The sequence below is a fragment of the Ensifer sp. GW821-FHT05G01 genome (assembly GCF_059419585.1).
In genome coordinates this window covers 259,646-283,813 of sequence record NZ_JBWKSC010000011.1, presented here as the reverse complement: position 1 = coordinate 283,813, position 24,168 = coordinate 259,646, and the positions used below count along the sequence as shown (strand labels likewise).

Here is a 24,168-nt window from a genome sequence, read left to right as displayed (position 1 = left end):
CATCGCCGGCTCGGGCGACGACCAGATCTCCGGCGACAGCCAGAACAACACCCTCATCGGCAATGACGGCGACGACACCATCGACGGCCGCGACGGCAACGACATGCTGGCCGGCGGAAACGGCGACGACACCGTCAAAGGCGGAAACGGAAACGACACCGTCCTCGTCCAGGCCCGCGCCGATGACCACAGCGATGATGACGACAGCGTCTACGATGATGGCGACGACACATACGAAGGCGGCGCAGGAACCGATACACTCGATGCCAGCGCCACCACCGAGACCATCGTCGTCGATCTCGAACAGGGAACGGCGACAGGCGAGGAGATCGGTTCGGACACCGTCGACAGCATCGAGACGGTGATCGCTGGTTCCGGTGATGATCAGCTCTCGGGCGATGCCGCCTGCAACACGTTGGTCGGCAATGACGGCAACGATGTCATCGATGGCCGCGCCGGCGACGACACGCTGGCCGGCGGCCAGGGCGACGATGTCGTCTCCGGTGGAGCCGGCGATGACACCATTGTCGTCGAGGCTCCGGCCTGCGCGCCGGGTGAGGCGACTGACGGCAACGACACATACGTCGGCGGCTCAGGCTACGACACGCTCGATGCCAGTGCAGTCACCGAGAGCATCGTCGTCGACCTTGAAGAGGGAACGGCCACGGGCGACGAGATCGGTTCCGACACCGTCGACAGCATCGAGACCGTGATCGCCGGCTCGGGTGACGACCAGCTTTCGGGCGACGCCGAAGACAACACGCTGATCGGCAATGACGGCAACGATGTCATCGATGGCCGCGCCGGCGACGACACCCTTGCCGGCGGCCAGGGCGACGATGTCGTCTCTGGTGGCGCCGGCGATGACACCATCGTCGTCGAGGCTCCGGTCTGCGTGCCGGGGGAAACGACTGACGGCAACGATAGCTATAATGGCGGAACCGGCTACGACACGCTCGATGCCAGCGCCACCACCGACAGCATCGTCGTCGATCTTGAACAGGGAACGGCCACGGGCGAGGAGATCGGCTCGGACACACTTCAACGGATCGAAGCCGCTATCGGGGGCGCCGGCGACGACCAGCTCTCGGGCGACGCCGAGAGCAACACCCTCATCGGCAATGACGGCAACGATGTCATCGACGGCCGTGCCGGCAACGATACGCTGTCCGGTGGCCTGGGGAACGATACCGTCCTGGGCGGCCTGGGCAATGACACAGTCGTTGTTGTCGTGGCCGAAGGTGCCGGCACTGATGGCAATGACAGTTATTCGGGTGGGGACGGCATCGATACGCTCGACATGTCGGCGCTGGTGCAGGCCGTGCTTGCCGATATCGAGGCCGGCATTGCCGAAGGCGAGGAGATCGGTTCGGACCTGATCGAAGGCTTCGACATCATAGTCGGTGGCGAAGGTGGCGACCGCCTGTCCGGCGGCGCCGGCAACAATATCCTGTCGGGCGGCGACGGCAACGACATACTGCGTGGCCGCGGCGGCGACGATGTTCTCGTCGGGGGCGGCGGCAGAGATACGCTGGAGGGTAACACCGGCAATGACACGTTCCTGGTGGTGATCGCGCCGGATGCGAACGGCGACGACGGCAACGACCTGATTGACGGCAACGAGGCGATCGACACCTACGACGCTTCGGCAGCGATGCAGGCCGTCGTGATCGACCTCGACCGCGGCACGGCCGAAGGGGTTGAGATCGGCTCGGACCTGTTGACCTCGATCGAAGGCGCTGTCGGCGGCAAGGGCGACGATGTGCTCGTTGCCGGCAATGCCGTCAACTTCCTCGCCGGTGGCGACGGCGCCGACATCTTCGTCTTCCGCACGACCGCGTCGCTCGCCAATGACGGCAGCGGCCGCGACGAGATCCGCGACTTCCAGGTCGGCGACCGCGTCGATCTGTCGAAGATCGCCGAAGCCATCGGCGGGCTCGTCTTCGGCGGACTGCTGGAGGATGGGCAAGCACCGCCGGTGCACCAGATCACCTTCTATCACGAGGCCTTTGCCGACGGCGAGCGCACCGTCGTTCGCGCCGTCGTCGACCTCGAGCGCGACGAGGATCTGCAATTCCTGATCGCCGGCCGCCACGAGCTCACCGAACAGGATTTTATCCTGGCGGCAACCGAAAGCCCGGCCGACCAGCCGAGAGACACCGTCTGAACGACCACAAATCTCAATTGTCACGCATTATCGGGAGAAGAAGACCATGAACACCACGGACAACCCCGCAACCACCAGCGCCACAGCTGCCGGCAAGCCGGCCGAGAAGCCGCAGTTCGGCATCACCTCGCGCATCGCTGTGTCGGCGATCTTTGCCGCAACGCTGGTGTTCGGCATCGGCGGCTGGGCCGCCCAGGCGAAGCTGTCGGGCGCCGTCATCACCCAGGGTCAGGTCGCCGTTTCCCAGCAGGTCAAGCTGATCCAGCACCGCGACGGCGGCATCGTCTCGGCCATCCCCGTCAAGAACGGCACCCACGTCAGGAAGGGCGACGTGCTGCTGCAGCTCGACGAGACCCAGACCCGGGTCGAGCTGTCGATCGTGCGCGGCCAGTTGCAGCAGTTCTACGCCATGCGCGCCCGGCTGACGGCCGAACGCGACGGTGACGCCACCGTCTCCTTCGGCGAGCTCGATATTCCGGACGTGCTGAAAACCAGTGAAGTGAAGCTGTTCGAGGCCAATCGCCGGATGATCACCAGCCAGGAAGAGCAGATGCGGCTGCAGATCGGCCAGTTCGAGGAGCAGATCCGCGGGCTGAAGGCCCAGACCGGCTCCAGCGACAAGGAGAAAGAGATCGTCGAGAAGGAGATCTCCAAGCTCGAGACGCTTCTGAAGAGCGGCCTGGTGCCGGTCTCCGAGCATCGCGACCTCCTGCGCCAGATGGCCCGCATCGACGGTTCCAAGGGCGAACTGCTCGCCCGCATCGCCGAGGCGCTCGGCCAGATCAGTGAGCTGCGCATCAAGCTGATGTCGATCGACCAGAACAACCGCAAGGAAACGCAAGGCCAGATCGTCGGGCTCGAGGCCAAGATCGCCGAACTGACCGAACGGGCGGTGGCGGCCAAGGACCGGCTGTCGCGCATGGAAGTGCGTGCCCCCGTCGACGGTCTCGTCTACGACCTGCAGATCCACACCATCGGCGGCATCATCGCGCCCGGCGCCACCGCCATGTCGATCGTGCCCGAAGGCGAGGACCTGACGGTTGAGATCCGCATCCCGCCCGTCGACATCGACCGCATCGCGCCCGGCCAGAAGAGCCGCATGCGCTTTACCGTCTTCAACCAGCGAACGACACCCGAGCTTGACGGCCGCATCGACGTCATTGCCGCCGCCACCACGCTCGACCGCAACACCGGACAACCCTTCTATCTCGCAACCGTCGAGATCACCGAACCGCTCGACAAGCTCGGCGGCCGCAAGCTCATGCCCGGAATGCCCGTCGAAGTGTTCGTCCAGACCGACGAAAGAACCGCGATCTCGTACCTCACAAAACCATTCTCCGACCAGATGCTCAGAGCCTTCCGCGAGGAATGAGGGGGAGACGGTCGGTAAGGGCTAAATGATAGCGGCAGGAGCTATCGTTTGGTGAACCGGCACCGGATGAGCAGATACGCTTTTTCGCTTCGGCGGTCGTGTCGCTTGGCTAGTCGCTCTTTGGGCCATGCGAAGGGGCGCATCTCCATCCGGTCCACACAGGGGGGAGCCGTTAATGCAGTTGGGCCAAATTGACGAGATCGCCAACACTGGCGCTCGTCGCCGCAGACATACATCGCTCGGAGGCTTTAGGATGACATGCCCATACTGCGGAAGAGGCACGCTCGTCAGAGATACGCGCGATGTTCCCTATGTCTACAGAGGGGAGGGCATTCTTATCGAAAAGGTGGCGGGCCGATTTTGCGATGAATGCAATGAAGTGGTTCCAGATGACACGGACGGGAGGCGGATCATCAAGGCGATGCTCGACCTCAAGAAGAAGGTGGATACAGAGAAAGTCGATCCGCGATTCATTACGACTGTTCGAGAGAAACTACATCTCGGCCAGAAGGAGGCGGAAGAGTTGTTCGGCGGCGGGATCAATTCATTCTCGCGGTACGAAACCGGGGAGTCAAAGCCGCCGCTGTCTCTCGTTAAACTGTTCTGCATCCTCCACCGTCACCCGGAACTGCTTATCGAGGTTCGCAGTGGGTGCCCCACATTACCCGAGGAATAAAGACCGACAAAACTCGGCACCGTTCAATGTGCGGCGTTTGACGCGCCGGAGATGAGCGTGGTGGATATTACGGCATAGTTGTCCGTGGCGATGAAAAATGTCCGCTGCCTTCGGCACGGCCGCGCTCTCTGGGAACATTTTCGTGTCAAATTCGTTTTGAGGCAAATGGGAATCTGCCTCCATGCCAGCTTGGAGCATTATCTACCGCTTGGTTAAAGTCCCGGCCCTGTGCATCATGGTGGTAACCCTCCATGTTGGCGACGTCACTGGCGGCGGCAATAAATCTCCCGTTGTCCAGCGGTCACGCAAGCAGCCCACGGTTTTGGATCGGCATCTGATCACGATGCTTGCTGTAGCGGTACATGGTGTTGTCCCGTTCTACAGGCGATGCCGTGTGCCGCCCCGCTCACCTCTATCGTTCAGCAGCCAACGGTTTATCTCGACCATCCGCGTCCCTTCTTAATCGTAGGCGGGGTCGACCCGCCTCCGAAGTCGTCAGCCTCCTGAGATGAAGCACGATTGACGTCCAAACCAATAGGAGAATCCAATGAAAACCGTCCTAAAGTTCGCGCTTGCCGCAGCGGTCGTACCTTTCTTTGCCCTTTCAACCGGCACTAACGTGGCAGCTCAGATGCCGATGCCGGACGCGTGCAAGGCGGAAGCTTCCGCCATGAAAGGCATGGGTATGTCGGGTGGGATGCAAATGGGCCAAATGGCAGATCACCAGAAAGCGACAATGGAAAGCATGCAGCAAATGCACCCGGCAATGATGCAGGCAATGATGGCAACGGATCCTGACGTCGCTTTTGTCTGCGGCATGATTGCCCACCACATGGGCGCGATCAGCATGTCGGAGGTTGAGTTGAAGTATGGTGACGACCAACAAGCCAAGTCTATGGCGCAGAAGATTATCGAAGCGCAGAAGAAGGAGATCGAGGAAATGACCACCTGGGTGAACGATCACGCCAAGTGATGCTCCGACTTCAGACGAAAGGACAATAGGCGCGCATCAGCATCCGTCGCCGGAGATGAGCCTGCATCCTACCGCGTTTACTTGATATTGAACTGAAGGTCTGGCGTACCATTGACCAACAGCCTGACCTGGCCCCGGCCTGCGTGAATAAGCCTGATCGGAAGGTTTCTTTCGTCCATGCGTCGACGCAGGAGCAATAGCCTCGTTTCGAGATTGTCCTTGATCTCGGGAAGGCGAAGGTTTGCTGCGGCGCGAATTTCACGGTTGGTGAACTCGCTGCGGCCCTCGCTCACGTAAAGGTCCAACATGTAGGCGAGAAGCCGCCCGGCGACGCCCTTTAGGACATAGAGGTTGTCGACAAAGACGCTGTCGTCGAATGCGTGATGCGCGACCTGTATCACGCGGCCGCCAACCGCTCCGTTCACCGGGCGGAGTTTAGCTGGCCGCGCCTGCGAGGCAAGCGCCTCGCACAGGGCAAGCGCGAGCGCGCCCTGTGCAGCAATGATTTCAAGCGCCAGCTCATGGTTCTTGCCGAAGGCGAGCCGTTCTCGGCTTTCCACAAAAAGCACGCCCAGCAACGTCCCTTGAGCGCGAAGCGGTACGGCCATCTGGCTCATTGCATCCGCCAAGGCGGGCAATGCGATCGTCCGGGTGCGGTTCTCGTCGCCGGCTGCCGCTGCCCCGATAGCGGCGCCCATTCGACGGATCCGGCTCATGTCGCTCACCTTGACGGGGCGACCAGTGAGAGCTGCCGTACCGATCAGCCCATCGCCAAACGCGATCTCAGAGCCAACGCCGGACCGGTCGTAGCCCCGGCTGGCGACAGTGGCAAGCGGGCCGCGAGCCGGGTCGCCGAGGAGCAGGATGGCGTGGTCGAACCCAAGTTCCCCGCAGCCCACAAGCAAGGCACTGATGGCGCCTTCCGTATCACCCTGTTCGGCGATGGCTCTCGCCATGCGTCCCGCCGCCTCGAGATCCGGCACCTTCGCACCGACCGGTGCTTCCTCGGTGGAAAAAGGCGAGGGGACGGCCGCAATCGAATCGACCCGGAAGATGTCGATGGCCCTGAGGCGCATGACCCCGGCCATGCCCACCTGCGCGCTGCTGGCAAGTAACTGGTTCTCGACATGGGCGAAGAACGGGCCGTTGTCTTCGGATGCTACCCAGGTGGCGTCGAGACGGTATTGTTTACCGTTGCGCCCGTTAACCAGTTGCAGCGACACATGCGGATTGGCGCGGATATTTGCGGCAGTCTTCGCGAAGAACTGATTGGAGATGGCGATATGATCGTCGTCAACCAGCGCGACGTGCGAGAGGTAGGATATATTGGGTGTGCCGTCCGCCGCTGCCGTTGCGATGATGGATGGAATGACGCCTTCGAAGCAGTCGTCGAGGTCACGGAGCCGTATCATCATGTCGCTGTGCGGACCGCGGTTCCCGCCTTGGGGCCGGGGGTTTGGACATAGAGTTCGCGCACGTTCAGACTTGCCACTATCGGTTCGCGGTCCACCAGCCACGGCCGCACCAGCTCGGCTGCGAGCCCGAGCTCGGAGAACATGTCCAGCACGGCCGCGCGATAGAGCGCCGAACGCTCTAGATCCTGCGGCCCTGCCGCGCGCAGCGTGACGCTGCCTTTGATCTGGTAGGACACATAGTCCGAGGGGCGGGCAAAGGTGATCGCGGCTTGTCCGTTGGCGATGAGGTTGGCGGCCGTCTCCGGCCATTGCCAGGCCGACAAGACGACCTCCGCGCAATCCTCGCGCAACGCGCGCGCGCCCAGCCCCCTGCCGATCGAGGGGCGGTTTGCCGCGTCCCGCGTTCCGACGATGATCATGACGGGGCTTGCGATGAAGTGCTTTATCTCGTCGGTCAGCTGCACCGTCTTCTTGTGCTCCGGTAGCCGAACTTCAACTTCCTCCGCGATTGCGTGCACACCCTTGACCCGTTGGGTGATGCTCTCTGCGGCATGTTTCTCCGCGTAGCTGTGGACATGGCCCGTCAATGTGACGACCCCTTTCTCGACCGCTACTCCGATATTTGCCGCGTCGATACTGGGTTCGTATTCGAGTTCATCCAGGATGTCCTGGCGCAAGCGACTGTCACTCATCGTTGCCTCCTCTGGAGATCAGAGCCCAAGGGCTGATGTCCCTACTATCGCGGCTTTTCGAGAAGCAGTCTTTGAGGCGCATCAAGGCAACGCAGCCAAGCGTGGCTCTTGGCCAAGAATGGCGAGACGGTAGTGCGTATGGTCAGGGCTGCTCAAAGCGGCGCGCGATTGCGACACATCATCGATGCAATGCCGATTATCGCTCTGCGCCGCACGGCTTCCCCTTAAGAGTGTGCAAGACAGATGAAGCGGGGAGAGAGGGGCGAGCTCCATTGCCGGAGACAATAGCGGTGTCGGTATCGAGTAGCCGGCTTGACCCGGCCGATGGTCAGTGCCGGTAGTTGGAACGTTTCGCTTGGCAGATACCTACGTTCATCCGGTTCAGCGCACCAACAACACCGGAACAACCGTGTTTTCGATCATCACTTTGGTTACGCCTCCAAATATCCTTTCGCGTATGCGCGAGTGCCCATAAGCACCCATCACAATCAACTCGGCAGAGGTGTCCGGCGCATGCTGGTTGAGCACTGCAGCAACTACGGCCGCAGTTGGGGAGCCTGTCAACGGCACCGTTATGCCGCGGCGCGCAAGATAAACGGCTACATTAGCTCCAGGTTCTTCGCCATTCTCTGCTGTAGTTGCCTTTGGATCGATCCTGGGGCGTCCGTTACCGATGTCACCGGAGCTGAAGATAGCTTTTGTAGAGCATGTATCCGGCGACCACGATGATCAGCGTTGCGAAGGCGATGTTCAGCGCTCCCTTTCTTGCGGCGAGCTTGCGAGCGACAACTCCGCCAACGAGCCCGCCGATCGCACCACCTGCGATGAAGACGGTCGCCAAAGCCCAGTCGACCAAACCTGAAAATGCATAGTTCAATGCCGTCGTCAGCCCGAATGCGGTGACGGCGACAAGAGAGGATCCGATGGCCACCAGGATTGGCATGCCGGTCGAGGCGATGAGCCCCGGAACAATCAGAAAGCCGCCGCCTATGCCAAAGAAGCCGGAAAAGATGCCCGTGAGGCCACCGAATATGACCACCTTCGGCGCGTTCTCGCGCGAGCACTGCGCTCCGGGATTGCCTTCGGCGCCACGGCCCTTGAACATTAAGACCCCGACGACAATCATGAGCAGGGCAAACAAAGCAAGAAGATGCTGGCCGTCGACCATCTTGCCGATGGTCGAGCCGATAAGCGCTCCGACAATGCCTGCCGAGCTGTAGATTCCGGCACAACGCCACTTGATGTTGCCGAAGCGGGCGTGCCCGACGACATTCGCCAAGGCATTGGCGGCGACAGCAAAGGCGCTGGTTCCGATCGCGAGATGTGGGTTGGGAACCCCCACGATGTAGACCATCAGCGGGACGGCCAGAATGGAGCCGCCACCGCCGAACAGGCCGAGGGTAAAGCCCACGAGGCCGCCGGAAAGCGCGCCAAGGGCGTATTGTATGGGTTCCAGATACATATCGATATCTTGCCGGGTTCTCGTCGTTCAACGAAATGGTGGGGGGCAGCCGACCATCATCGCGTCGCCCATGCGGGGCGGCCGAGGGTCAAGCGGTAGACGATCATGCCTGCGAGCATGGCTGCCACGAACAGGCCGGCCTCCCAACGGCCAGTCGTCAACGCTGCAATCGCCGGACCGGGACATAGGCCGACCAGTCCCCATCCGATCCCGAACAAGGCGGCGCCGACGACGAGGCGACCGTCGGGGCGGCCCGGGGCCGGAACATGGAACCGATCGTCGAGCAGCGGCGCTCGCCGGCGGTTGCGAATGAGGTAGGCGAGCGATGACGGTATCAGCGCGCCGCCCATAACGAAGGCAAGCGACGGATCCCAGTTACCCGCGACGTCGAGAAAGGCGAGCACGCGCGCGGGGTTGATCATGTCGGAAATAACGAGGCCGGCACCGAACAGGATTCCGCAGGCGATTGCTGCAAGGGTTCTGGCAAGCATCAGACAGCACCTCCCGATACCAGGCGCATGATAAAGACCGTGAGGGCGGCAACTGTCATGAAGGTCAAGGTTGCGAAGACCGATCTAAGCGACAAGCGGGCCATTCCGCAGATCCCGTGGCCGCTGGTGCAGCCCGAACCGAGGCGCGTGCCGAAGCCGACGAGCAGACCGGCGATGACCAGAAGCGGAATAGACGAGGTGACTGTTATGTCCGGTTGGCGGATGAGAGCCGAGGCGACGGCCGCGCCGCCAAGAATGCCTGCGAGAAACCCGAAGCCGAGCTTGCTGAACCCGCCGTCCGTCAAGCCGGCCGCCGATGCGGCAAGGCCGGAGATGCCGGCGATGCGCCCGGTCGACAGGAGATACAACCCCGCAGAAAGGCCGATGAGGAGGCCACCTGCGAGCGGCCAGAGAAAATTGACGTCGTTCATGTCGCTCACAATGTGTTGACGGGTATCTTGATGTATCGGACGCCGTTGTCCTCGGCGGGCGGCAACTGACCGGCGCGCATGTTCACCTGGACCGATGGCAGTATCAGCTTGGGCAAGGCGAGCGTTGCGTCCCGTTCTGTGCGCATCTTGTAGAAGTCGTCTTCAGTGACACCCTCGCTCACGTGAATATTGCCGGTGCGTTCTGCGCCGATGGTGGTTTCCCACGCATAGTGGTCTCGGCCCGGTGCCTTGTAATCATGGCAGAGGAACAAGCGGGCTGCATCCGGCAGCTTCACGAGGCGCTTGATCGAACGGTAAAGCTGACGGGCATCGCCGCCGGGGAAGTCGCAGCGCGCCGTGCCGTAGTCGGGCATGAATAGCGTGTCGCCCGGAAAGACGGCATCACCGACCACATATGCGAGGCAGGCGGGCGTATGGCCGGGTACATGCAGAACCGCCGCATCCAGGTTGCCGATTCTGAAGCGGTCGCCGTCGTTGAAGAGCTGGTCGAACTGACTTCCGTCCCGCTGGTAATCCGTGCCGGCATTAAAAATCTTGCCGAAGACCTGCTGGACGCGAACGATCTCATGGCCGATGGCAAGTTGCCCGCCGAGTTCAGCCTGCAGCAGGGGCGCTGCAGATAGGTGGTCGGCGTGGGCATGCGTTTCGAGCAGCCACTGCACTTCGAGACTTTCGGACTTTATGTAATCGATGAGCTCTTGGGCCGACGTGTTGGTCGTACGGCCCGAAGCGGCGTCGTAATCGAGCACGCTGTCGATGATGGCGCAGGCGTTTGACTGCGGATCGCGCGCGACATGGCTAACCGTGTAGGTTTGATCATCGAAAAACGAGCGGACGATAGGGCGTTTCGTCCTGTCCGCCAGTGCCGTTTCGATAATGGCGCGGGCGTGATCAAGCGATGGGTCTGTGATGGCGCTTTGCATAGCGAGCGTTCTCCATGGGAGGTTTTCTAAAGAATACATATTTACATTAATTGCGAAACTATGTATTTTCTGGAATCAGAAACGAGCTGACGCTATGAAGGCATTCGAGTCGCAGCCAGGAAGAAAATCATGACCGAAGTCATTACTCCGCCGACAATGCCGCCCCGTCTGAACGAGCCGGCGCCGGCGTTTGCTGCTCGTTCCACAGCGGGCCCGATAGCTCTCTCTGGCTATCGCGGGCGCTGGCTCGTCTTCTTTTCCCATCCGGCCGACTTCACTCCGGTCTGCACCAGCGAGTTCATTGCATTTGCCCGGGCGCAGGATCGGTTCGATGCAATCGGATGCGCGCTGCTTGGTCTGTCGGTGGACAGCCTCTATTCTCATATTGCCTGGCTGCGTGACATCCATGAGCGCTTCGGCGTGAAGGTTGCGTTTCCGCTGGTCGAAGACCCTTCCATGGCAATCGCCCAGGCCTACGGCATGATCGACAGTGCGTCTGAAAGCAGCGGGACCGTTAGGGCGACCTATGTTATCGATCCTTCGGGTGTCATTCGTGCCATTGTCTGGTACCCGATGAATGTCGGCCGTTCAGTGGACGAACTGCTGCGCCTTGTCGCGGCACTTCAGGCCTGCGAACGGGACGATGCGTCAACGCCTGAAAACTGGCGGCCAGGCGATCCTCTCGTTGAGCACGCACCGGTGGCCGATACCGATGATGCCGAGCTTCGCGAAGGCGAGAGCTGGTATTTCCGGGAGAAACGCGCATGACCGAGAGGACACGCGTTTCGCTGGCAACGTTGACGGAAAAGGCACCGGAGGCGGCCGAATTCATGCGGCAGTTCAGCAATGCCAACCGGTTGATGCTGCTTTGCCAGATCGCACAGCAGGAATCATCGGTCAGCGACATCCAGGAGGCACTCGGCATGAAGCAACCGGCGCTTTCCCAGCAACTCGCAGAACTGCGCCAGTCGGGTCTCGTCAAGACGCGGCGGGCGTCGCGCCAGATCTATTACTCGATCGCGGACGGCCGTGCCGAAGCAGTGATGAACCTGCTGTTCCAGCTGTTCTGCGGGGCCGGCTTGGCGTCGGTGGTCGCATCGATCGAGACACCGACCGCAGTTGCAGACGAACCGGGTCTGCAGGTTCACCCAACATCGCAGGGCGATGCAGCCCATTTTGCTCGTATCGAGCCCGCCGAATAGTTTCGCAGTATGCGTGAGGGTGCTGATCCTGTGCCTGGCGCCCATCACCCGGCGTGCCGATGACGTACGTTCGCCGCTCAGGCCGGGCAGACCCGGCAGTCATTGGTTGGATCAACTGACTTCGGATCAAGCATCCTTGTCGAGATCGGTCGTATCTCGTAGAGCTTTCTGCATTCTTGCGCGCCAATCCCCACCAGATGCCTTGAACCAGGCGATTACGTCGATATCGACGTTGAGGGTGAGTTTGGTCGTAGACCCGTCGGAGGGTGGCGCTTGCTTCTTGAGTGCTCGCGGACGTTCGAGAACCTGCTGCACCAGGTCGCCGGCAGCGCGTGTGGAAATTGCTTTAGCCATATGCCAGCCTTACGTCGTTTTGATGCCAGGCAGTATGTCACGCTTCCATCTGGCCGCCTTATCATTTATTGGCGCTCGTGCGGGCACGCAATCGCTTTGCGGGGAACTTCGGTCAATGAACCCTGGTCTGCGCCGGAACAAGCGCAACTTTGACATTCTTCACGCATTGCCCATTGCGCGCCTGGTCCGCGCAGCCGAACTTGGCTGCGATTGAGAAAACTGCGGTCTATCGCGACTGATATTCGCCTTCGCGATCCAAAACCAAACGCACCGTTCAACTGCCGGCGATTCATTCGTTGTCTTGCTCATGTCGACTCCACTCTCTCAGCAGTTGATGCCTTGATGGGGTCGGCGATTTAGTCGGTAGGGCGGTGCATAAAGAAGGCTCGGGCAGCAATGGGCAGGGAGGGGCGCTGAGCCAGCCCCCATTCGCCTCATCGCCTCACTGACCGGAATTTGCGTTATGATGTAAGAAATTAACGCGTCGCAGTGGAGAGGGACATGAGGCCGACACGGAGTTTTGTGCACGCTTCGGCTACCGTTGCGTTTATTGATCTGGCTGGATTCAGCGCAATTGCCGACGTTTATGGAGATTCCACCGCGATTGGCATTCTTGAACTTTTCGAGAGCATGGTCTGCGAAGCTCTTAGCGGCTACGAGCCTCCGATCAAATGGATCGGAGATGAGGCAATGCTCTCGTTTCCTGAGCCGCAAATGGCGATCCAGGCGCTGGGAACGCTGTTGCAGGCATGCCGGAACGAACCCCGCCTACCGCTTACTCGGGCAGGGCTGAACCACGGGCCGGTCATCCTTAGAGCAGGTGATCTCTTTGGCTCGACCGTCAATATCGCAGCTCGCATCGCCGCGCTCGCATCTCCCGGTCAATTGCTTGCTACCCGAGCCATTGCCGAGGCGGCTGCCGCTAACGGTATTCTTGTAACTGATCTCGGGACGGTGGCGCTTCGCTCGGTAACCGGGGATATCGCTCTTTACGAGATCGAGTTTGCGCCATCCGCGGATCCGGCCTGGATCGATCCGGTCTGCAAGATGCATGCACCGTACTCGGCCTATCGTCGCGCCGCGCCACAAGGGCCGTGGTTCTGCTCGCCGCGATGCGAAGAGGCATTTCGCAAATCGCCGCAGACCTACAGCTTGCCCCGCTGACGATGCGCTAACGAATAGGTCCGACCACCTCGGCCCGTCGGGCGGCCGCAAAGGTGACCGGCGGACGCGTTGGTGAGCGTTCTCCAGCGATAGCCGCGCGGATGTTTCAAATTCCGCGAGTGGCAAGCAAGTTTGCGTCACCGCATGCCTCAAATTCTATGCCGGCGCCTAAGGCGAGATCCTTGGCAGTTCTCGATGCAGTGATTTTGCCCTCATCACAGCCGTCTGCAACGCACTTAATGCACGTTTCGTACGAGGAGCACTCGCCCACAGCGAAAGAGGTGCGAGTAGCTTGGTCCCGAAATCGCAAAGGGCGGCATTCGAGGCGATGCACCATCGTCTATACAGCCTTCAGCGGGTGACTAGCGCCTCCCAAACACAGGAGGCAAGCTTCGCGCCGATGTTGTCCGCTGCAGCCAAACACAATGCCAACGATTGCTAGCTAGCGACGCGCAACGCGGCTCGTCGCCGGCTCCAGCCCCTTGCCGCGATAGGCGACCGGGATACCGAGAGTTTCATGCGCGGTTGCCAGCGCTTCGAGCCAGGTCGCCAGTTCTGCCGGCACCTTTTCGTCGCCCGTTTCCATCGCCTCTATCCACGCCAGATTGCAATGGAGCGCGCTCGCGAGATTGATCGGTGTCCAGCGAAGGGCAAGCAGGCATTGGGTAAATCGTGCGGGGGTCATTTTTTGCTCAGGATTGCGAGTGCGTCTGTTCAATGAGGCTTTACACGCGGAAATGAGTCAAGGTGATGACGTGTCGCACCACGATCACGTGATCACGCGTCCGATCCACAGCGATTGTCGGGACGGTGCAACACTTGCCAGCATTGGCGCCGCGTGATGTCGAACTTGCGTTTGTCGACGCTGCCCGGTAATGCCGATGATGATGGCAGGTAACAGCGACTCGCGCAGCGCGAGCGGGCAAAGGATAGCCAAGACCGGGGCGATTGACCGTTGAACGCGACCATTTACCAGTCCGCCATCAACATTGCCGCAAAGGTCGGGCTCTATCTTTCGCTCACCATGCTCATCCCCGCGCTGGTTGATCTGTATTTCGGCCATCCCGACTGGAAGGTCTTCGCTCTCTCGGCGTGCCTGATGGGTAGCCTTTCGCTGGTCACCGTTGCGGCAACGCAAGGCGGACCGCCGCCCTTCAACCGAAAGATGGGCTTTCTGCTCGTCAACCTGCTGTGGCTCGTCGTCTCCATTGTCGGTGCCGTTCCCTTCTGGCTGTCCTCGGTCAATCTCGATTTTGCCGAGGCGCTGTTCGAATCGGTGTCCGGGATTACCACCACGGGTTCAACTGTGATTGCCGGCCTGGACAACGCGCCACCGGGCATCCTCGTCTGGCGTTCGCTGCTTCACTGGCTCGGCGGCATCGGGATCGTGGCACTCGGCCTTTTCGTCATGCCGTATCTACGCGTGGGGGGCCTGTCCTTCTTCAAGATGGAATCGTCGGATACCACCGAGAAGCCGTTTGCACGCATCGTCACCTATACCCGGGCCTTCGTGCTGATCTATATCGTCATGACCGTGACTTGCGCGGTCATTTACGGCTATCTCGGGATGAATCGTTTCGATGCGATCAATCACGCGATGTCGACGATCGCGACCGGCGGCTTTTCCACCCATGACGCCTCGCTTGGCTACTTCAACAGCCTGCCGATCCTGTGGGTGGCGACCTTCTTCATGACGCTGAGCAGCCTGCCGTTTTCGGTCTTGATCCTTTTCATCGTCCGCGGTCGACTGGATACGCTGAAGGATCCGCAGATCATCGTCTTCCTGTCCTATCTGACCGTGCTTGCGATCGCTGCCAGCCTGTTTCAGCGTCTGGAAAACGGCGTCGCCTTTCATGAAGCGCTGGCGCATTCGTTCTTCACGGTGTCATCAATCCTGTCGACGACGGGTTTTGCCAGCGACGACTACATGCTGTGGGGCGATTTCATCGTTGCGCTTGCGTTTGCGGCGACCTTCATGGGCGGATGTTCCGGTTCGACGGCCGGGGGCATGAAAGCCTATCGCTTCATCATCATCTTCAATTCCATCCGGGCCGGGCTCTACAAGCTCATCTATCCGAACGGGATCCATACGGTTCGCTATGGCAAGGCGCTGGTCGATATCGATGTCCAGCGCACCGTCTTCCTGTTCTTCACCGCCTACATGATGATCTGGGCCTTCGGCAGCCTCGCCATGGGTGCCTTCGGTTACGATCTTCTGACATCGGCGTCGGCGATCGCCACGGCTCTTTCAAACGTCGGTGCAGGGCTCGGCCCGATCATCGGGCCGGCCGGAAATTTCTCGACCTTGCACGATCCGGCACTCTATCTCCTGTCGATCATGATGCTGCTCGGACGTCTTGAGATCCTGACCGTTCTGGTCGTTCTGACACCACTGTTCTGGAAGGAGTAATGTCGGAGAGCCCAAGTCAATTGGGCTCCCGTGGTTCAGACCGGTTCTGCTTCGCGCCGGGTTGCGGCATTGTCGACGTAGTATTTTTCGAAGCGGTGGCGATACTGTTCGGCGGCGCCGAAATCGCTGTATTTCGCCAGTTCGCGCATGTCCGTCTTGTTGAGGATCACGCCGAGAATTTTCGCGTTGATCTCAGGTTCGGCATGGAGCAGGTCGCGCACGAGGCGTGACGGCGTGCGACCCCATTCGGCGACGAAGAGGAAGCCGTCGGCAAGCGGCGAAAACGCCTTGGCGTCGACGACGGGTGCGAGTGCCGCAAGGTCGACGATCACATAGTCGAAGGATTTGCGCGCATTCGCGATCAGCTCCGCCATGGCCGGCGAGGCGAGCAGCTCGTGGCTGTCATGCGGATATTGGTTGGTGGCCTCGCCTCCGACCGGGAAGATCGCAAGCTTCGTCTGATGGTCGATCTTGATGCCGGCCGGCCAGGACGTCTCTCCCGTCAGCGCTTCGACAAGCCCGGTCTTCGGCGCAGGCGTGATCATCTTGCTCAGGCCCGGCTTGCGGATATCCGCGTCGATCAGCAGCGTCCGCTTGCCGCTGGCGGCGAGAAGGGCCGCATAATTGGCTGCCACGATCGATTTTCCTTCGTCGGGAACTGCCGAGACGATGCCGACGACCCGGCAGGCGTTGCCATGCAGCATCTGGTCGCAGGCGAGCTTTGCGTTGCGGAAGGTCTCGGTAAAGGACGAGCGCGGCGCGTCGAGTACGATGCGACTGACGCGTTCGAAGGGAACCGGTTCCGGTGTCGGTTGGGTTGGTCCCTTATCCTTCATCAGTCGAGCACGCATCTGGTCCGCTGCCGTTGGCGGCCGCGGGCCGATCAGGGGCACATAACCAAGCGACCGGTGCCCGAGGATCGAACGGACATCGCCTTCGAGACGGAAAGTCCGCTCGCGGAATTCCTGAAATGCTGCAAAGGCGCCGCCAGCCATCAGGCCCAGCACGGCCGAGAGCGCCAGGGTCATCGTCTTCTTCGGGCTTGAGGGCGACGCGGGCACACCGGCTTCGGAAATCACCCGAGCCTTGGCGATCGGGAAGGAGCGCTGTTGTGCGGCCTGCTCGTAGCGACCGAGATAGGACTCGTAGAGTGTCTTCAGTGCGGCAGACTTCTGTTCAAGTTCGCGCAGATGCACGAGCGACCGGTTGGCATCAGAGTTTCGACCAGTGGTGCCCTCGATGTTTTCGCGCAGCGAGGCTTCGCGCGAGCGGGCGACTTCGTATTCATTGCGATAGCTCGACGTCAGCTGCTGCAGTTCCTGGTAAATCTGGTGGCCGATGTCGTTCTTCTCTGCCCGCAGAGAAACCGCCTGCGGATGGTCGGCGCCAAAACTCTGGGTGACCTCCTGCTCGCGCTTGCCGACGGAGAGATAGCGGGTCCTGAGGTCACGGATCACCGAGTTGTCGCCGTCCTTCGAAGAGATCGTCGCGTTGTCGACTGCCTTCTCCGGGCCCTGTTCGACGATCGCCTGAAACTGCTTGTAGCGGGCAGAAGCGGTGGCGGTGTCAGCCTGGGCAATGATGAGCTGGCTGTTGAGGTCGGAGAGCTGCTGCTCGGACATCAGTTCGCCGCGCGCCGAGGTCAGGCCGTTGTCGGTGCGGTATTGTTCGACCTCAAGCGAAGCGACCTGCGAGCGCTGGCGGAGATCGGCAAGGCGCTCCTGCAGCCATACGGATGCCCGTTCGGTCGCCTCGAAATTGGCGTTCAACTGGTCGGTCAGATATGCGTCTGCATAGCCGCGCACCACTTGGGCTGCCAGCTGCGGATCGCTCGAACGGTAGGAAAGGGCAACGACAGAGCTGCGCGACACGCGCTCGACCGCAAGGCCCTGCTGGATGAGGGCCGCCGCCTTCTGCCGCCGTCCGCTGCGCGCGGCTTCTTCCGATACCGCGGGCCCGCCGCCAAAGACGCTGGTGATCGACTTCGTCCAATCCTTCACGACGCCAAAGGGGGACCGCGGCGGATTGAGGATCGTGTCGTTGTCGGCAAGGTTGATCTTGTCGACGACACGCAGAGCCAGTTCGCCCGACTTCAGGATCTCCACGGCACTGGCAATCTGGGTATCGAGCAATTGGCTGTTTTGCGGCGACGCCTCTTCCTCGGCGTATTTGGAGAGGTTCTCGTCGAGCAGGATCTGCGTCATCGACGTGTAGTTCGGCGTGGCAAACAGCAGGTAGACGCCACCAAGGACGACGAACAGGGCAACGAAAAGCCCGACTGTCTTGCCGCGGCGAACCGCCACCGAGAAGAGCCGGTCGAGGTCGATGAAACCATCGGATTCCTCGGCTTGTCGGGGCAAGACGCTACTGAACGGTAGACTTCTTTGTTTCATTGGGTCGCTCTGTCCGTTTCCATACAGTCGATCGGCCGGCGCCCTTGTTCGGGGCGCCGGAGCCAGGTTTATGCCGCGCGGATGCGGCCTTCGTGAGACAAAACCATGTCCTTGACGGACAAGTAGACCTGCTCGCCGATATCCTGACGGGCAAGGGCGAATGCGACATTCGCCTCGATGAACCCATGCTTGGAGCCGCAATCGAACGTCCGGCCATCGTAGGGATGGGCGTGGAACGACTGATCCTTGGAGAGTTTCAGCATGCCGTCCGTCAGCTGGATCTCGTTGCCGGCGCCGCGCTGCTGGCGGGCGAGAATGCCGAAGATTTCGGGCTGAAGCACGTAGCGGCCGTTGAGGTAGAAGTTCGACGGTGCTTCGCCAGCGCGCGGCTTTTCGACCATTTCGGTGACGGTGAAACCATGCGGAACGGCCGATCCCTTGCCAACGATGCCATATTTCGAGGCATCTTCGGGCGCGCACTGTTCGACGCCGACGACGTTGCCGCCGGTCTGACTATAGAGATCCATCAGACCGGCCATGCAGCCACGTGCGCCATAGGAAAGCATGTCAGGCAGGAGCAATGCGAAAGGCTCGTCGCCGATCAGGTCGCGCGCACACCAGACGGCGTGGCCGAGACCAAGAGGGGCCTGTTGCCGGGTGAAGCTGACGGAGCCAGCTTTCGGCAGCATGCTCTCGAGTTCGGAAATCTGGGCGTTCTTGCCCGAACGTGTCAGTGACGAAATCAGCTCGGGTGTATCGTCGAAGTGGTCTTCGATCGCCTGCTTGTTTCGGCTGGTGACGAAGACGATATGTTCGATGCCGGCCTCGCGGGCTTCATCGACAGCATACTGCACGACCGGGCGATCGACGATCGTCAGCATCTCTTTCGGCACAGCCTTGGTGGCGGGAAGGAAACGCGTGCCGTTGCCGGCAACCGGAATAACTGCTTTTCTGACAGTTCTGATACGGTCCATGGCATTATCCTTTTTTCGTGTGAGGGCATTTGCCCGAGGTGGATCGTTCAGCCGCCACAGTCATCGTGACGGGCTTCAAGCGCGACAGCGGCGCAACCAGGCGGCGCAGTCGCACGGCGATCGGCATCCGGAGATGCCGGAGCGCGCAGGGGCTGGAGAGTGCCGTCTTGATGGCGCTGCCCAGCGATCTGGATTTCAGGTGTTCAACGAGTGACAAAAAGGCGCGCGCCTCTTGAAGGCTGCGGCTGCGCTTGCGCTGCATTGCCATTGCACCTGCGTTGACGGCGTGGGTACTGAGGAATGCGGCATCGGCGGCGATCATCGCATCGACGTGACGCAGCTCCAGCACGCGCGAAATCGAGCCTTCACGGATGTGGTAGCGGTAGCCGGCCGACGGATCGACGACGCAGCGCCCGCCTTGCGCCAATGCGGAGGCCAGCAGGATATAATCTTCGCCGATGCGGATATCTTGCCTGAAGCGCAGTCGCTTCTGCTCGAGAAACCGTCGCTCGAAGATTGGCTTCATGTAGCCGAAATTGTAGGTCGAACGGAAAAGGACGTTGGAGCCGATGAAGGCCGCAAGGGTAAGGATCGGTGTCTTTTCAAGCATGGTGTCGGCAAACATCCGCTCGCGCCGGCCATCGAGGTTCAGGACCTCCAGATTGTCGACGGCGATATCGGCGTTTTCGCTGCGTGCCCGCGCGATCATTCGGGCCAATCGTCCCGGCCGAACGGTATCGTCGGCATCGAGAATGGCGACCCAGTCGCCGCGCGCCGCGTCGAGGCCGGCATTGCGCGCGCCACCGGGGCCCCGATTGGCCGGGAGCCGGATTAGCCGGATGCGCGGATCGGTCATCGCTTCGACTACGGCCGCAGTTTCATCCGGCGAAGCGTCGTCGACGACGATCACCTCGATCTCGACATCTTCCTGGGCAAGCGCACTGTCGATGGCCCGCGCGATCGTATCCGCCGCCCTGAATGCGGCAATGATAAAGCTGACATCGGGATTGCTCTTCATCATCGCGCTGCCACTTCCGACGCGCCGTATTGCTCAAGCTCGCGAACGCCGAAGAGGCCGCTGACGACGCCGGCATGCATGATGGCGCGTAGCGCATAACGCGAGCGGACGACAGGCGAGGCGACGAAAAGCAGGCTTGCGGTCGCGCAATACCCGGACTTGGCAGTGGCGCGAACGACCTCCGCTGCTTTGCCGCCACCGGCCGCGGCCTGCTTCAACAGGCGCCCATGGGTCTGGCCGGAGCGAAAACGTCGTCTTGCCAGCCATTCGAAACTGGCGCGTTTTTCCGGCACGATCTCGTAGACCAGAGCATCCGGCGCATAGGCGAGGCGGCCACCATCCCCATGCATATGGGTGAAGAACTCAGTGTCCTCACCGCCGGTCTTGCCAAGCGCCAGGTTGAAACGCCGGCCGGCGAGTGCCGGTCGTTTGCGATCGAGCAGGACATTGCAGGTGTAGCCCGTCACGATCTCGCCGCCGACCCAGACCGGTCGTGTCGAATGAAAATCGCCGCGCCGCATCCAGGGGGGAGCATCAAGGTCGTACCCTGCTCGAACCGGACCGAGAACGGCCTCGGCCCCTGTGACAGCGGCCGTTTCCAGCAGGCGCATGAGCCAGTCGCGCGAGACGGTTTCGTCATCGTCGACGAAGGCAAGGTAGTCGGCTGTGGCGTTGTCGAGGCAGGCGTTGCGCGCGATGGAGATGTTGCCTGCCGGGCAGTGCACATAGTCGATCTCGAAGGGAACCTCCGAGCGCAAGGCGTCGACAAGCCCGGCAGCGCTTGGCTCGACGTCGTTGTCGGCGACGATGATCCGGATCGCCGTTCCCTCGGGCACGCTGATGGCCGCCAGAGAGCGCAGGGTTTCGGCAAGCTCGGGCCGGCGAAAGGTGCAGACCGCGATATCGACCCTGATATCCACGGGGATTTGGGTAGCGGCCTCAATCATGGTGCGACCCGCCTGTTGCGAAGGTCGAGTAATTCGCGCCAGAACCCGGCCGACCAGGCGAAGTGCATCACCATGGCCGAGATAGCAGCAAGCGGCCCGTAGGGGTTTTTCTGGCCGAGTGCCATCCAGGCACCGTAGCCGATGCAGGCTGCGGCCCAGAGCACGACCGGGACGACGGCAACCCAGTTGATCACGGCCAGCAAAGCGCCGATTGCCACCGGTGCGACCGCAAGCGGCAGCAATTGCCTGAGGCTAGGCACCACACGGTGCTTCAACACATTGCGGGCGCGCCCTCGGCCGTAGCTGAAGTACTGCCGGAACAGCGGGCCGACCTTGGCACGGGGGTAATAGACCATGCTCGTCCGGTCGGTCATCCAGATGCGGTAGCCGGCCTGGCGGAAGCGATAGTCGAACTCGGCGTCTTCGTTGTGGCTGAAGCTTTCGTCGTAACCGCCGATTGCCTTGAAGGCTTGAATGCGCATCAGGGCGTGATGGCCGTGGTCGGCCCAATGGCTTGTGGCTCCGAGCCGATGCTTGGCACCGCCATTTCCGAGCTTGGAATTCTGGGCGTAGGCGGTCGCCTTCTGGAAGGGCGTGAAGCCGACAGTCTCCATGGCAACGACGACGGAGTCGGCGCCGGTGGAGATCACCTCTTCGACCAGTCTCTGGCAGTAATCGTCAGGATAGGTGCCGTGCGCATCGATTCGGATCAGAAAATCGAACGAGCCGCCAAATTCAGTGACCGCCAGATTGATTGCGGCACTCTGGATGCGCCTGGGATTGTCGAGCATCAGGACGGCCGGATCGCCTTCAGCGAGCCGCGCTGCGATTTCGCGTGTGCCATCGGTGCTGCCGCCATCGGCAATCAGGATGACCGCGTTGAGCGGGCGGAGCGATGGGCGAAGCTTGTCCACCAGAGTCTCGATATGGTCTGCCTCGTTGAGGCAGGGGATGACGATCAGACTGCGCGTCGACGTCAGATCTGTTGTGTTCATGACAAACCACCTTCGTTTTGACGGACGGGGGAAAGGGGTGCTGCAGGCTCGGGAGCCGTCGACGTGATTGCCGAAAGGCGCCTGACGAGGTTCTCGCAATCGTTGCGACCAAAGACCCATGTGTCGGAATTGCAGGCGCGCACGCGATCAGACGCATCGGCGTAGCGGCCCGCGTCGACGTCGCCGACAAGTGAAACCAGATTGTCCGGCTCGGCTTCATCGAGCAGAAAGCCGAGGCCGCGGACTGCGAGAAAGCGTGCGGTCTCCGTCCCGCGCATGGCGATCGGCACCCGACCAAATCGGCATCCCTCGTACAGCCGGTTCGGAAGCAGCCATCTGGAATTCTGGCCTTCCTCGAAAAAATCGATCGCCCAGGTGAAGTCGACCTCGTCGTAGATGGCGCCGAGGTCCTCCGGGCTGCGATAAGGGCCGTGGAAGGTCATGTGCGGTTCATCGCGCACAAAGCCGTCGAAATCGTCGAATTCGGAATAGGCCGGCCGGCCGCGAAGGACGATCTTGAAGCGGCCGTCCATACGCCGGGAAAATGCGGAAAGCAGTGCGAGTGATTTGCGGCAGCGCAGCGCGCCAAACCAGCCGATCCGCCAGGGTTCGTCCGGTCGCGATGTGGTGACTGTTGCAAGTGGCGGATCGCCGCGCTCGCCGAGTTCAAGCACCTTGTTCTCAAGCAGCATGACCGGCGTTTCCAGCCCGGAGAGCGGGCGGAAATAATGCTCGACGAAGGCGGGCGAGCTGGTGATCAAAAGCCGCGCATTGCGCCCGAGGTAGGCTTCGCTGGCACGCACCGCACGCCCGGCCACATCGTCGCGCAGAAGCAGGCGGTGAATGTCGAGGCATTCATAGACGACAGGAACAAAGCCGCCGAACATGCCGACTGCCTTGTTGGCGACGGCGAGCATGTCGAGGTTGCGTGCGATGATCACGTCGGGCCGGTCGACTGCACGCAACTTCGCCGGCAGGGACAGGCATGCCTTGGCGACCGCTGCGATCCGCTGGCCGAAGCGGCCATCGCGGGTCGTGCCGAGCTCGATCGGGTCGATGCCCTCGATGGCCGCCAGCGCGTTTGCGCCCCGGCGAAAGCCTGCGAGTGTTACGCGTGCACCCCCCGCTTTCAGCATCAGGACACGACGGCGCACCGCGGGGTCAGCCAGATCCTGTGCCAGATAGAATACCTTCAGCATGAAAACGTCCGTCTTCCTGCTCAGCCCGAGCCAAGCGTCATTCAAGAAATCGTGCAACGCGCCATTTGTGGCGCGATGCACGGATGCGGCGGTGCGGTGGTGTCCTCAGTCCAGTTTGCAGGCGACGGATTCGGCGAACTGGCACTTGTCACCGGGCGCAGTGAAGGCGATCCGGTCGACCTGCAGCGCCGTCGGCCCCTTGTAATTGAAGGTGCCCATCCAATCGCTGAGCGTGTCAGTGCCCCACAGGCTGAAGAAGATCTTCTGCGCGTTGGTCGGGATCTTGGCGGGATCGCTCACCTCGTGGACCAGTTCGCCATTGACGTAGTAGCGGATCCGCTCCTTCTCCCAGACGAAGGCGTAGTCGTTGAAGCCCTGATTGGCGCCGCCCGGTACGTCTGCGAGCTTCTCGTTGCCGCCCTTGGCCGAGACATATTGGTTGAGCTGCACCTTTGCCGGGTTCTTGCCGAGCACCTCGAAGTCGATCTCGTCATGTGGCTTCTTGTCGGCGGGACCGATGTAAGTGAAGAAAGCCGAGTTCAGCCCTGATCCGTCGGCGGCCTTGATGCGGGCTTCGTAGGTGCCGTAGCCGAAGCGCTTGCGGGTCTGGACTTCACCGCAGGCATAGTTGCGCTCGCCCTTTTTGCCTTCCTCGAACTTGAGCTCAAGGACGCCGTCGACGACCATCGCCTGATCCTTCGACCAGGTGCAGTTCTGGTGTGGGCCGTTGTTCCAGCCATCGGAGACATACCAGTGGCCGGTGTCGAGCGCGTCGAAATTGTCGAGGAACGAGGTGCCTGTGGCGCCTTGCTGAGCTGATGCAGAGCCGGCAATCCCGGCAAGGAGAATCGTGAGCAGGGCGAGGCGGTGAGGTCTGATCGATCTCATG

23 protein-coding genes and 1 pseudogene are annotated in these 24,168 nt (G+C 61.3%); 8 read left to right on the top strand and 16 right to left on the bottom strand.

The window, feature by feature from the left end:
* The 4 genes from AC07UR_RS25135 to copM all read left to right on the top strand — a co-directional run.
* Positions 1 to 2,167, top strand: a 2,167-nt coding sequence (locus AC07UR_RS25135; protein ID WP_494700208.1) for a calcium-binding protein, incomplete at its 5' end; no start/stop codon positions are given.
* 46 nt (positions 2,168 to 2,213) lie between these two features.
* Complete coding sequence (locus AC07UR_RS25130) at positions 2,214 to 3,539, top strand: HlyD family type I secretion periplasmic adaptor subunit (protein ID WP_209788587.1); 1,326 nt, start codon at positions 2,214 to 2,216, stop codon at positions 3,537 to 3,539.
* A 253-nt stretch (positions 3,540 to 3,792) separates the two neighbouring features.
* Positions 3,793 to 4,215, top strand: coding sequence for a type II TA system antitoxin MqsA family protein (locus AC07UR_RS25125; RefSeq protein WP_173422304.1), 423 nt, complete (start codon positions 3,793 to 3,795; stop codon positions 4,213 to 4,215).
* Between the two features lie 547 nt (positions 4,216 to 4,762).
* Positions 4,763 to 5,188 carry a CopM family metallochaperone gene (copM, locus tag AC07UR_RS25120; RefSeq protein ID WP_173422191.1) on the top strand — a complete coding sequence of 142 codons (426 nt, stop codon included), beginning with the start codon at positions 4,763 to 4,765 and terminating at the stop codon, positions 5,186 to 5,188.
* Between the two features lie 77 nt (positions 5,189 to 5,265).
* On the opposite strand, the gene AC07UR_RS25115 is transcribed toward copM, so the two are convergent.
* The 7 genes and pseudogenes from AC07UR_RS25115 to AC07UR_RS25085 all read right to left on the bottom strand — a co-directional run bounded on the left by AC07UR_RS25115 (position 5,266) and on the right by AC07UR_RS25085 (position 10,623).
* Entirely contained in the window at positions 5,266 to 6,603 is a 1,338-nt protein-coding gene (locus AC07UR_RS25115; RefSeq protein WP_173422190.1) for a GAF domain-containing protein, read from the bottom strand.
* Positions 6,600 to 7,295 carry a BON domain-containing protein gene (locus tag AC07UR_RS25110; protein ID WP_234902962.1) on the bottom strand — a complete coding sequence of 232 codons (696 nt, stop codon included), beginning with the start codon at positions 7,293 to 7,295 and terminating at the stop codon, positions 6,600 to 6,602. The genes AC07UR_RS25115 and AC07UR_RS25110 overlap by 4 nt, the downstream gene beginning before the upstream one ends.
* A 381-nt stretch (positions 7,296 to 7,676) precedes the next feature.
* Positions 7,677 to 7,949 (bottom strand): annotated as a pseudogene (locus AC07UR_RS25105) (universal stress protein); the annotation flags it as partial.
* A gap of 22 nt (positions 7,950 to 7,971) precedes the next feature.
* Positions 7,972 to 8,757 (bottom strand): sulfite exporter TauE/SafE family protein, encoded by a 786-nt coding sequence (locus tag AC07UR_RS25100; RefSeq protein WP_209792448.1) that lies wholly within the window; start codon positions 8,755 to 8,757, stop codon positions 7,972 to 7,974.
* A 56-nt stretch (positions 8,758 to 8,813) separates the two neighbouring features.
* The gene (locus AC07UR_RS25095; RefSeq protein WP_173422188.1) at positions 8,814 to 9,248 is read right to left on the bottom strand and encodes a YeeE/YedE family protein; all 435 of its coding nucleotides are present in this window, start codon (positions 9,246 to 9,248) and stop codon (positions 8,814 to 8,816) included.
* On the bottom strand, positions 9,248 to 9,679 hold the full coding sequence (locus AC07UR_RS25090; RefSeq protein WP_173422187.1) for a YeeE/YedE family protein: 432 nt from the start codon (positions 9,677 to 9,679) through the stop codon (positions 9,248 to 9,250). Before AC07UR_RS25090 ends, AC07UR_RS25095 begins: the two co-directional genes overlap by 1 nt.
* 5 nt (positions 9,680 to 9,684) lie before the next feature.
* Complete coding sequence (locus tag AC07UR_RS25085; protein ID WP_209792450.1) at positions 9,685 to 10,623, bottom strand: MBL fold metallo-hydrolase; 939 nt, start codon at positions 10,621 to 10,623, stop codon at positions 9,685 to 9,687.
* A 129-nt stretch (positions 10,624 to 10,752) separates the two neighbouring features.
* Between AC07UR_RS25085 and AC07UR_RS25080 the strand changes: the two genes are divergently transcribed.
* A complete protein-coding gene (locus tag AC07UR_RS25080) occupies positions 10,753 to 11,391 on the top strand; it encodes a peroxiredoxin (RefSeq protein WP_173422185.1) in 639 nt (212 codons plus the stop codon).
* Positions 11,388 to 11,825 carry an ArsR/SmtB family transcription factor gene (locus AC07UR_RS25075; protein ID WP_173422184.1) on the top strand — a complete coding sequence of 146 codons (438 nt, stop codon included), beginning with the start codon at positions 11,388 to 11,390 and terminating at the stop codon, positions 11,823 to 11,825. Before AC07UR_RS25080 ends, AC07UR_RS25075 begins: the two co-directional genes overlap by 4 nt.
* A 126-nt stretch (positions 11,826 to 11,951) precedes the next feature.
* Here AC07UR_RS25075 and AC07UR_RS25070 read toward each other — a convergent pair whose 3' ends face one another.
* A complete protein-coding gene (locus tag AC07UR_RS25070) occupies positions 11,952 to 12,179 on the bottom strand; it encodes a BrnA antitoxin family protein (protein WP_173422183.1) in 228 nt (75 codons plus the stop codon).
* A gap of 501 nt (positions 12,180 to 12,680) precedes the next feature.
* Between AC07UR_RS25070 and AC07UR_RS25065 the strand changes: the two genes are divergently transcribed.
* Complete coding sequence (locus tag AC07UR_RS25065; protein ID WP_173422182.1) at positions 12,681 to 13,343, top strand: adenylate/guanylate cyclase domain-containing protein; 663 nt, start codon at positions 12,681 to 12,683, stop codon at positions 13,341 to 13,343.
* Positions 13,344 to 13,785: 442 nt separating this feature from the next.
* Here AC07UR_RS25065 and AC07UR_RS25060 read toward each other — a convergent pair whose 3' ends face one another.
* On the bottom strand, positions 13,786 to 14,028 hold the full coding sequence (locus AC07UR_RS25060) for a hypothetical protein (protein ID WP_173422181.1): 243 nt from the start codon (positions 14,026 to 14,028) through the stop codon (positions 13,786 to 13,788).
* A gap of 270 nt (positions 14,029 to 14,298) precedes the next feature.
* Between AC07UR_RS25060 and AC07UR_RS25055 the strand changes: the two genes are divergently transcribed.
* Positions 14,299 to 15,753, top strand: a complete 1,455-nt coding sequence (locus AC07UR_RS25055) for a TrkH family potassium uptake protein (RefSeq protein WP_173422180.1) — start codon at positions 14,299 to 14,301, stop codon at positions 15,751 to 15,753.
* 35 nt (positions 15,754 to 15,788) lie between these two features.
* Here the strand turns inward: AC07UR_RS25055 and AC07UR_RS25050 are convergent, their stop codons facing one another.
* From AC07UR_RS25050 to exoK, 7 genes are all read right to left on the bottom strand, one after another.
* Complete coding sequence (locus AC07UR_RS25050; RefSeq protein ID WP_209792452.1) at positions 15,789 to 18,146, bottom strand: Wzz/FepE/Etk N-terminal domain-containing protein; 2,358 nt, start codon at positions 18,144 to 18,146, stop codon at positions 15,789 to 15,791.
* A 68-nt stretch (positions 18,147 to 18,214) separates the two neighbouring features.
* The gene (locus AC07UR_RS25045; RefSeq protein WP_209792454.1) at positions 18,215 to 19,120 is read right to left on the bottom strand and encodes a UTP--glucose-1-phosphate uridylyltransferase; all 906 of its coding nucleotides are present in this window, start codon (positions 19,118 to 19,120) and stop codon (positions 18,215 to 18,217) included.
* A 4-nt stretch (positions 19,121 to 19,124) separates the two neighbouring features.
* On the bottom strand, positions 19,125 to 20,141 hold the full coding sequence (locus tag AC07UR_RS25040) for a glycosyltransferase family 2 protein (RefSeq protein WP_412728410.1): 1,017 nt from the start codon (positions 20,139 to 20,141) through the stop codon (positions 19,125 to 19,127).
* Positions 20,138 to 21,085 (bottom strand): glycosyltransferase family 2 protein, encoded by a 948-nt coding sequence (locus tag AC07UR_RS25035; protein ID WP_234942040.1) that lies wholly within the window; start codon positions 21,083 to 21,085, stop codon positions 20,138 to 20,140. Before AC07UR_RS25035 ends, AC07UR_RS25040 begins: the two co-directional genes overlap by 4 nt.
* A complete protein-coding gene (locus AC07UR_RS25030; RefSeq protein WP_209792456.1) occupies positions 21,082 to 22,080 on the bottom strand; it encodes a glycosyltransferase family 2 protein in 999 nt (332 codons plus the stop codon). The genes AC07UR_RS25035 and AC07UR_RS25030 overlap by 4 nt, the downstream gene beginning before the upstream one ends.
* Entirely contained in the window at positions 22,077 to 23,279 is a 1,203-nt protein-coding gene (locus AC07UR_RS25025; RefSeq protein ID WP_209792458.1) for a glycosyltransferase family protein, read from the bottom strand. Before AC07UR_RS25025 ends, AC07UR_RS25030 begins: the two co-directional genes overlap by 4 nt.
* Before the next feature lie 105 nt (positions 23,280 to 23,384).
* Positions 23,385 to 24,167 (bottom strand): endo-1,3-1,4-beta-glycanase ExoK, encoded by a 783-nt coding sequence (gene exoK, locus AC07UR_RS25020; RefSeq protein WP_412728411.1) that lies wholly within the window; start codon positions 24,165 to 24,167, stop codon positions 23,385 to 23,387.
* Between the last annotated feature and the right edge of the window lies 1 nt (position 24,168).

Excerpts from the sequence above, each read along its gene's own strand:
- AC07UR_RS25130 (WP_209788587.1), top strand. The coding sequence starts at position 2,214 with ATGAACACCACGGACAACCCCGCAACCACCAGCGCCACAGCTGCCGGC.
- AC07UR_RS25125 (WP_173422304.1), top strand. The coding sequence starts at position 3,793 with ATGACATGCCCATACTGCGGAAGAGGCACGCTCGTCAGAGATACGCGC.
- copM (WP_173422191.1), top strand. The coding sequence starts at position 4,763 with ATGAAAACCGTCCTAAAGTTCGCGCTTGCCGCAGCGGTCGTACCTTTC.
- AC07UR_RS25115 (WP_173422190.1), bottom strand. The coding sequence starts at position 6,603 with ATGATGATACGGCTCCGTGACCTCGACGACTGCTTCGAAGGCGTCATT.
- AC07UR_RS25110 (WP_234902962.1), bottom strand. The coding sequence starts at position 7,295 with ATGAGTGACAGTCGCTTGCGCCAGGACATCCTGGATGAACTCGAATAC.
- AC07UR_RS25100 (WP_209792448.1), bottom strand. The coding sequence starts at position 8,757 with ATGTATCTGGAACCCATACAATACGCCCTTGGCGCGCTTTCCGGCGGC.
- AC07UR_RS25095 (WP_173422188.1), bottom strand. The coding sequence starts at position 9,248 with ATGCTTGCCAGAACCCTTGCAGCAATCGCCTGCGGAATCCTGTTCGGT.
- AC07UR_RS25090 (WP_173422187.1), bottom strand. The coding sequence starts at position 9,679 with ATGAACGACGTCAATTTTCTCTGGCCGCTCGCAGGTGGCCTCCTCATC.
- AC07UR_RS25085 (WP_209792450.1), bottom strand. The coding sequence starts at position 10,623 with ATGCAAAGCGCCATCACAGACCCATCGCTTGATCACGCCCGCGCCATT.
- AC07UR_RS25080 (WP_173422185.1), top strand. The coding sequence starts at position 10,753 with ATGACCGAAGTCATTACTCCGCCGACAATGCCGCCCCGTCTGAACGAG.
- AC07UR_RS25075 (WP_173422184.1), top strand. The coding sequence starts at position 11,388 with ATGACCGAGAGGACACGCGTTTCGCTGGCAACGTTGACGGAAAAGGCA.
- AC07UR_RS25070 (WP_173422183.1), bottom strand. The coding sequence starts at position 12,179 with ATGGCTAAAGCAATTTCCACACGCGCTGCCGGCGACCTGGTGCAGCAG.
- AC07UR_RS25065 (WP_173422182.1), top strand. The coding sequence starts at position 12,681 with ATGAGGCCGACACGGAGTTTTGTGCACGCTTCGGCTACCGTTGCGTTT.
- AC07UR_RS25060 (WP_173422181.1), bottom strand. The coding sequence starts at position 14,028 with ATGACCCCCGCACGATTTACCCAATGCCTGCTTGCCCTTCGCTGGACA.
- AC07UR_RS25050 (WP_209792452.1), bottom strand. The coding sequence starts at position 18,146 with ATGAAACAAAGAAGTCTACCGTTCAGTAGCGTCTTGCCCCGACAAGCC.
- AC07UR_RS25045 (WP_209792454.1), bottom strand. The coding sequence starts at position 19,120 with ATGGACCGTATCAGAACTGTCAGAAAAGCAGTTATTCCGGTTGCCGGC.
- AC07UR_RS25040 (WP_412728410.1), bottom strand. The coding sequence starts at position 20,141 with ATGATGAAGAGCAATCCCGATGTCAGCTTTATCATTGCCGCATTCAGG.
- AC07UR_RS25035 (WP_234942040.1), bottom strand. The coding sequence starts at position 21,085 with ATGATTGAGGCCGCTACCCAAATCCCCGTGGATATCAGGGTCGATATC.
- AC07UR_RS25030 (WP_209792456.1), bottom strand. The coding sequence starts at position 22,080 with ATGAACACAACAGATCTGACGTCGACGCGCAGTCTGATCGTCATCCCC.
- AC07UR_RS25025 (WP_209792458.1), bottom strand. The coding sequence starts at position 23,279 with ATGCTGAAGGTATTCTATCTGGCACAGGATCTGGCTGACCCCGCGGTG.
- exoK (WP_412728411.1), bottom strand. The coding sequence starts at position 24,167 with ATGAGATCGATCAGACCTCACCGCCTCGCCCTGCTCACGATTCTCCTT.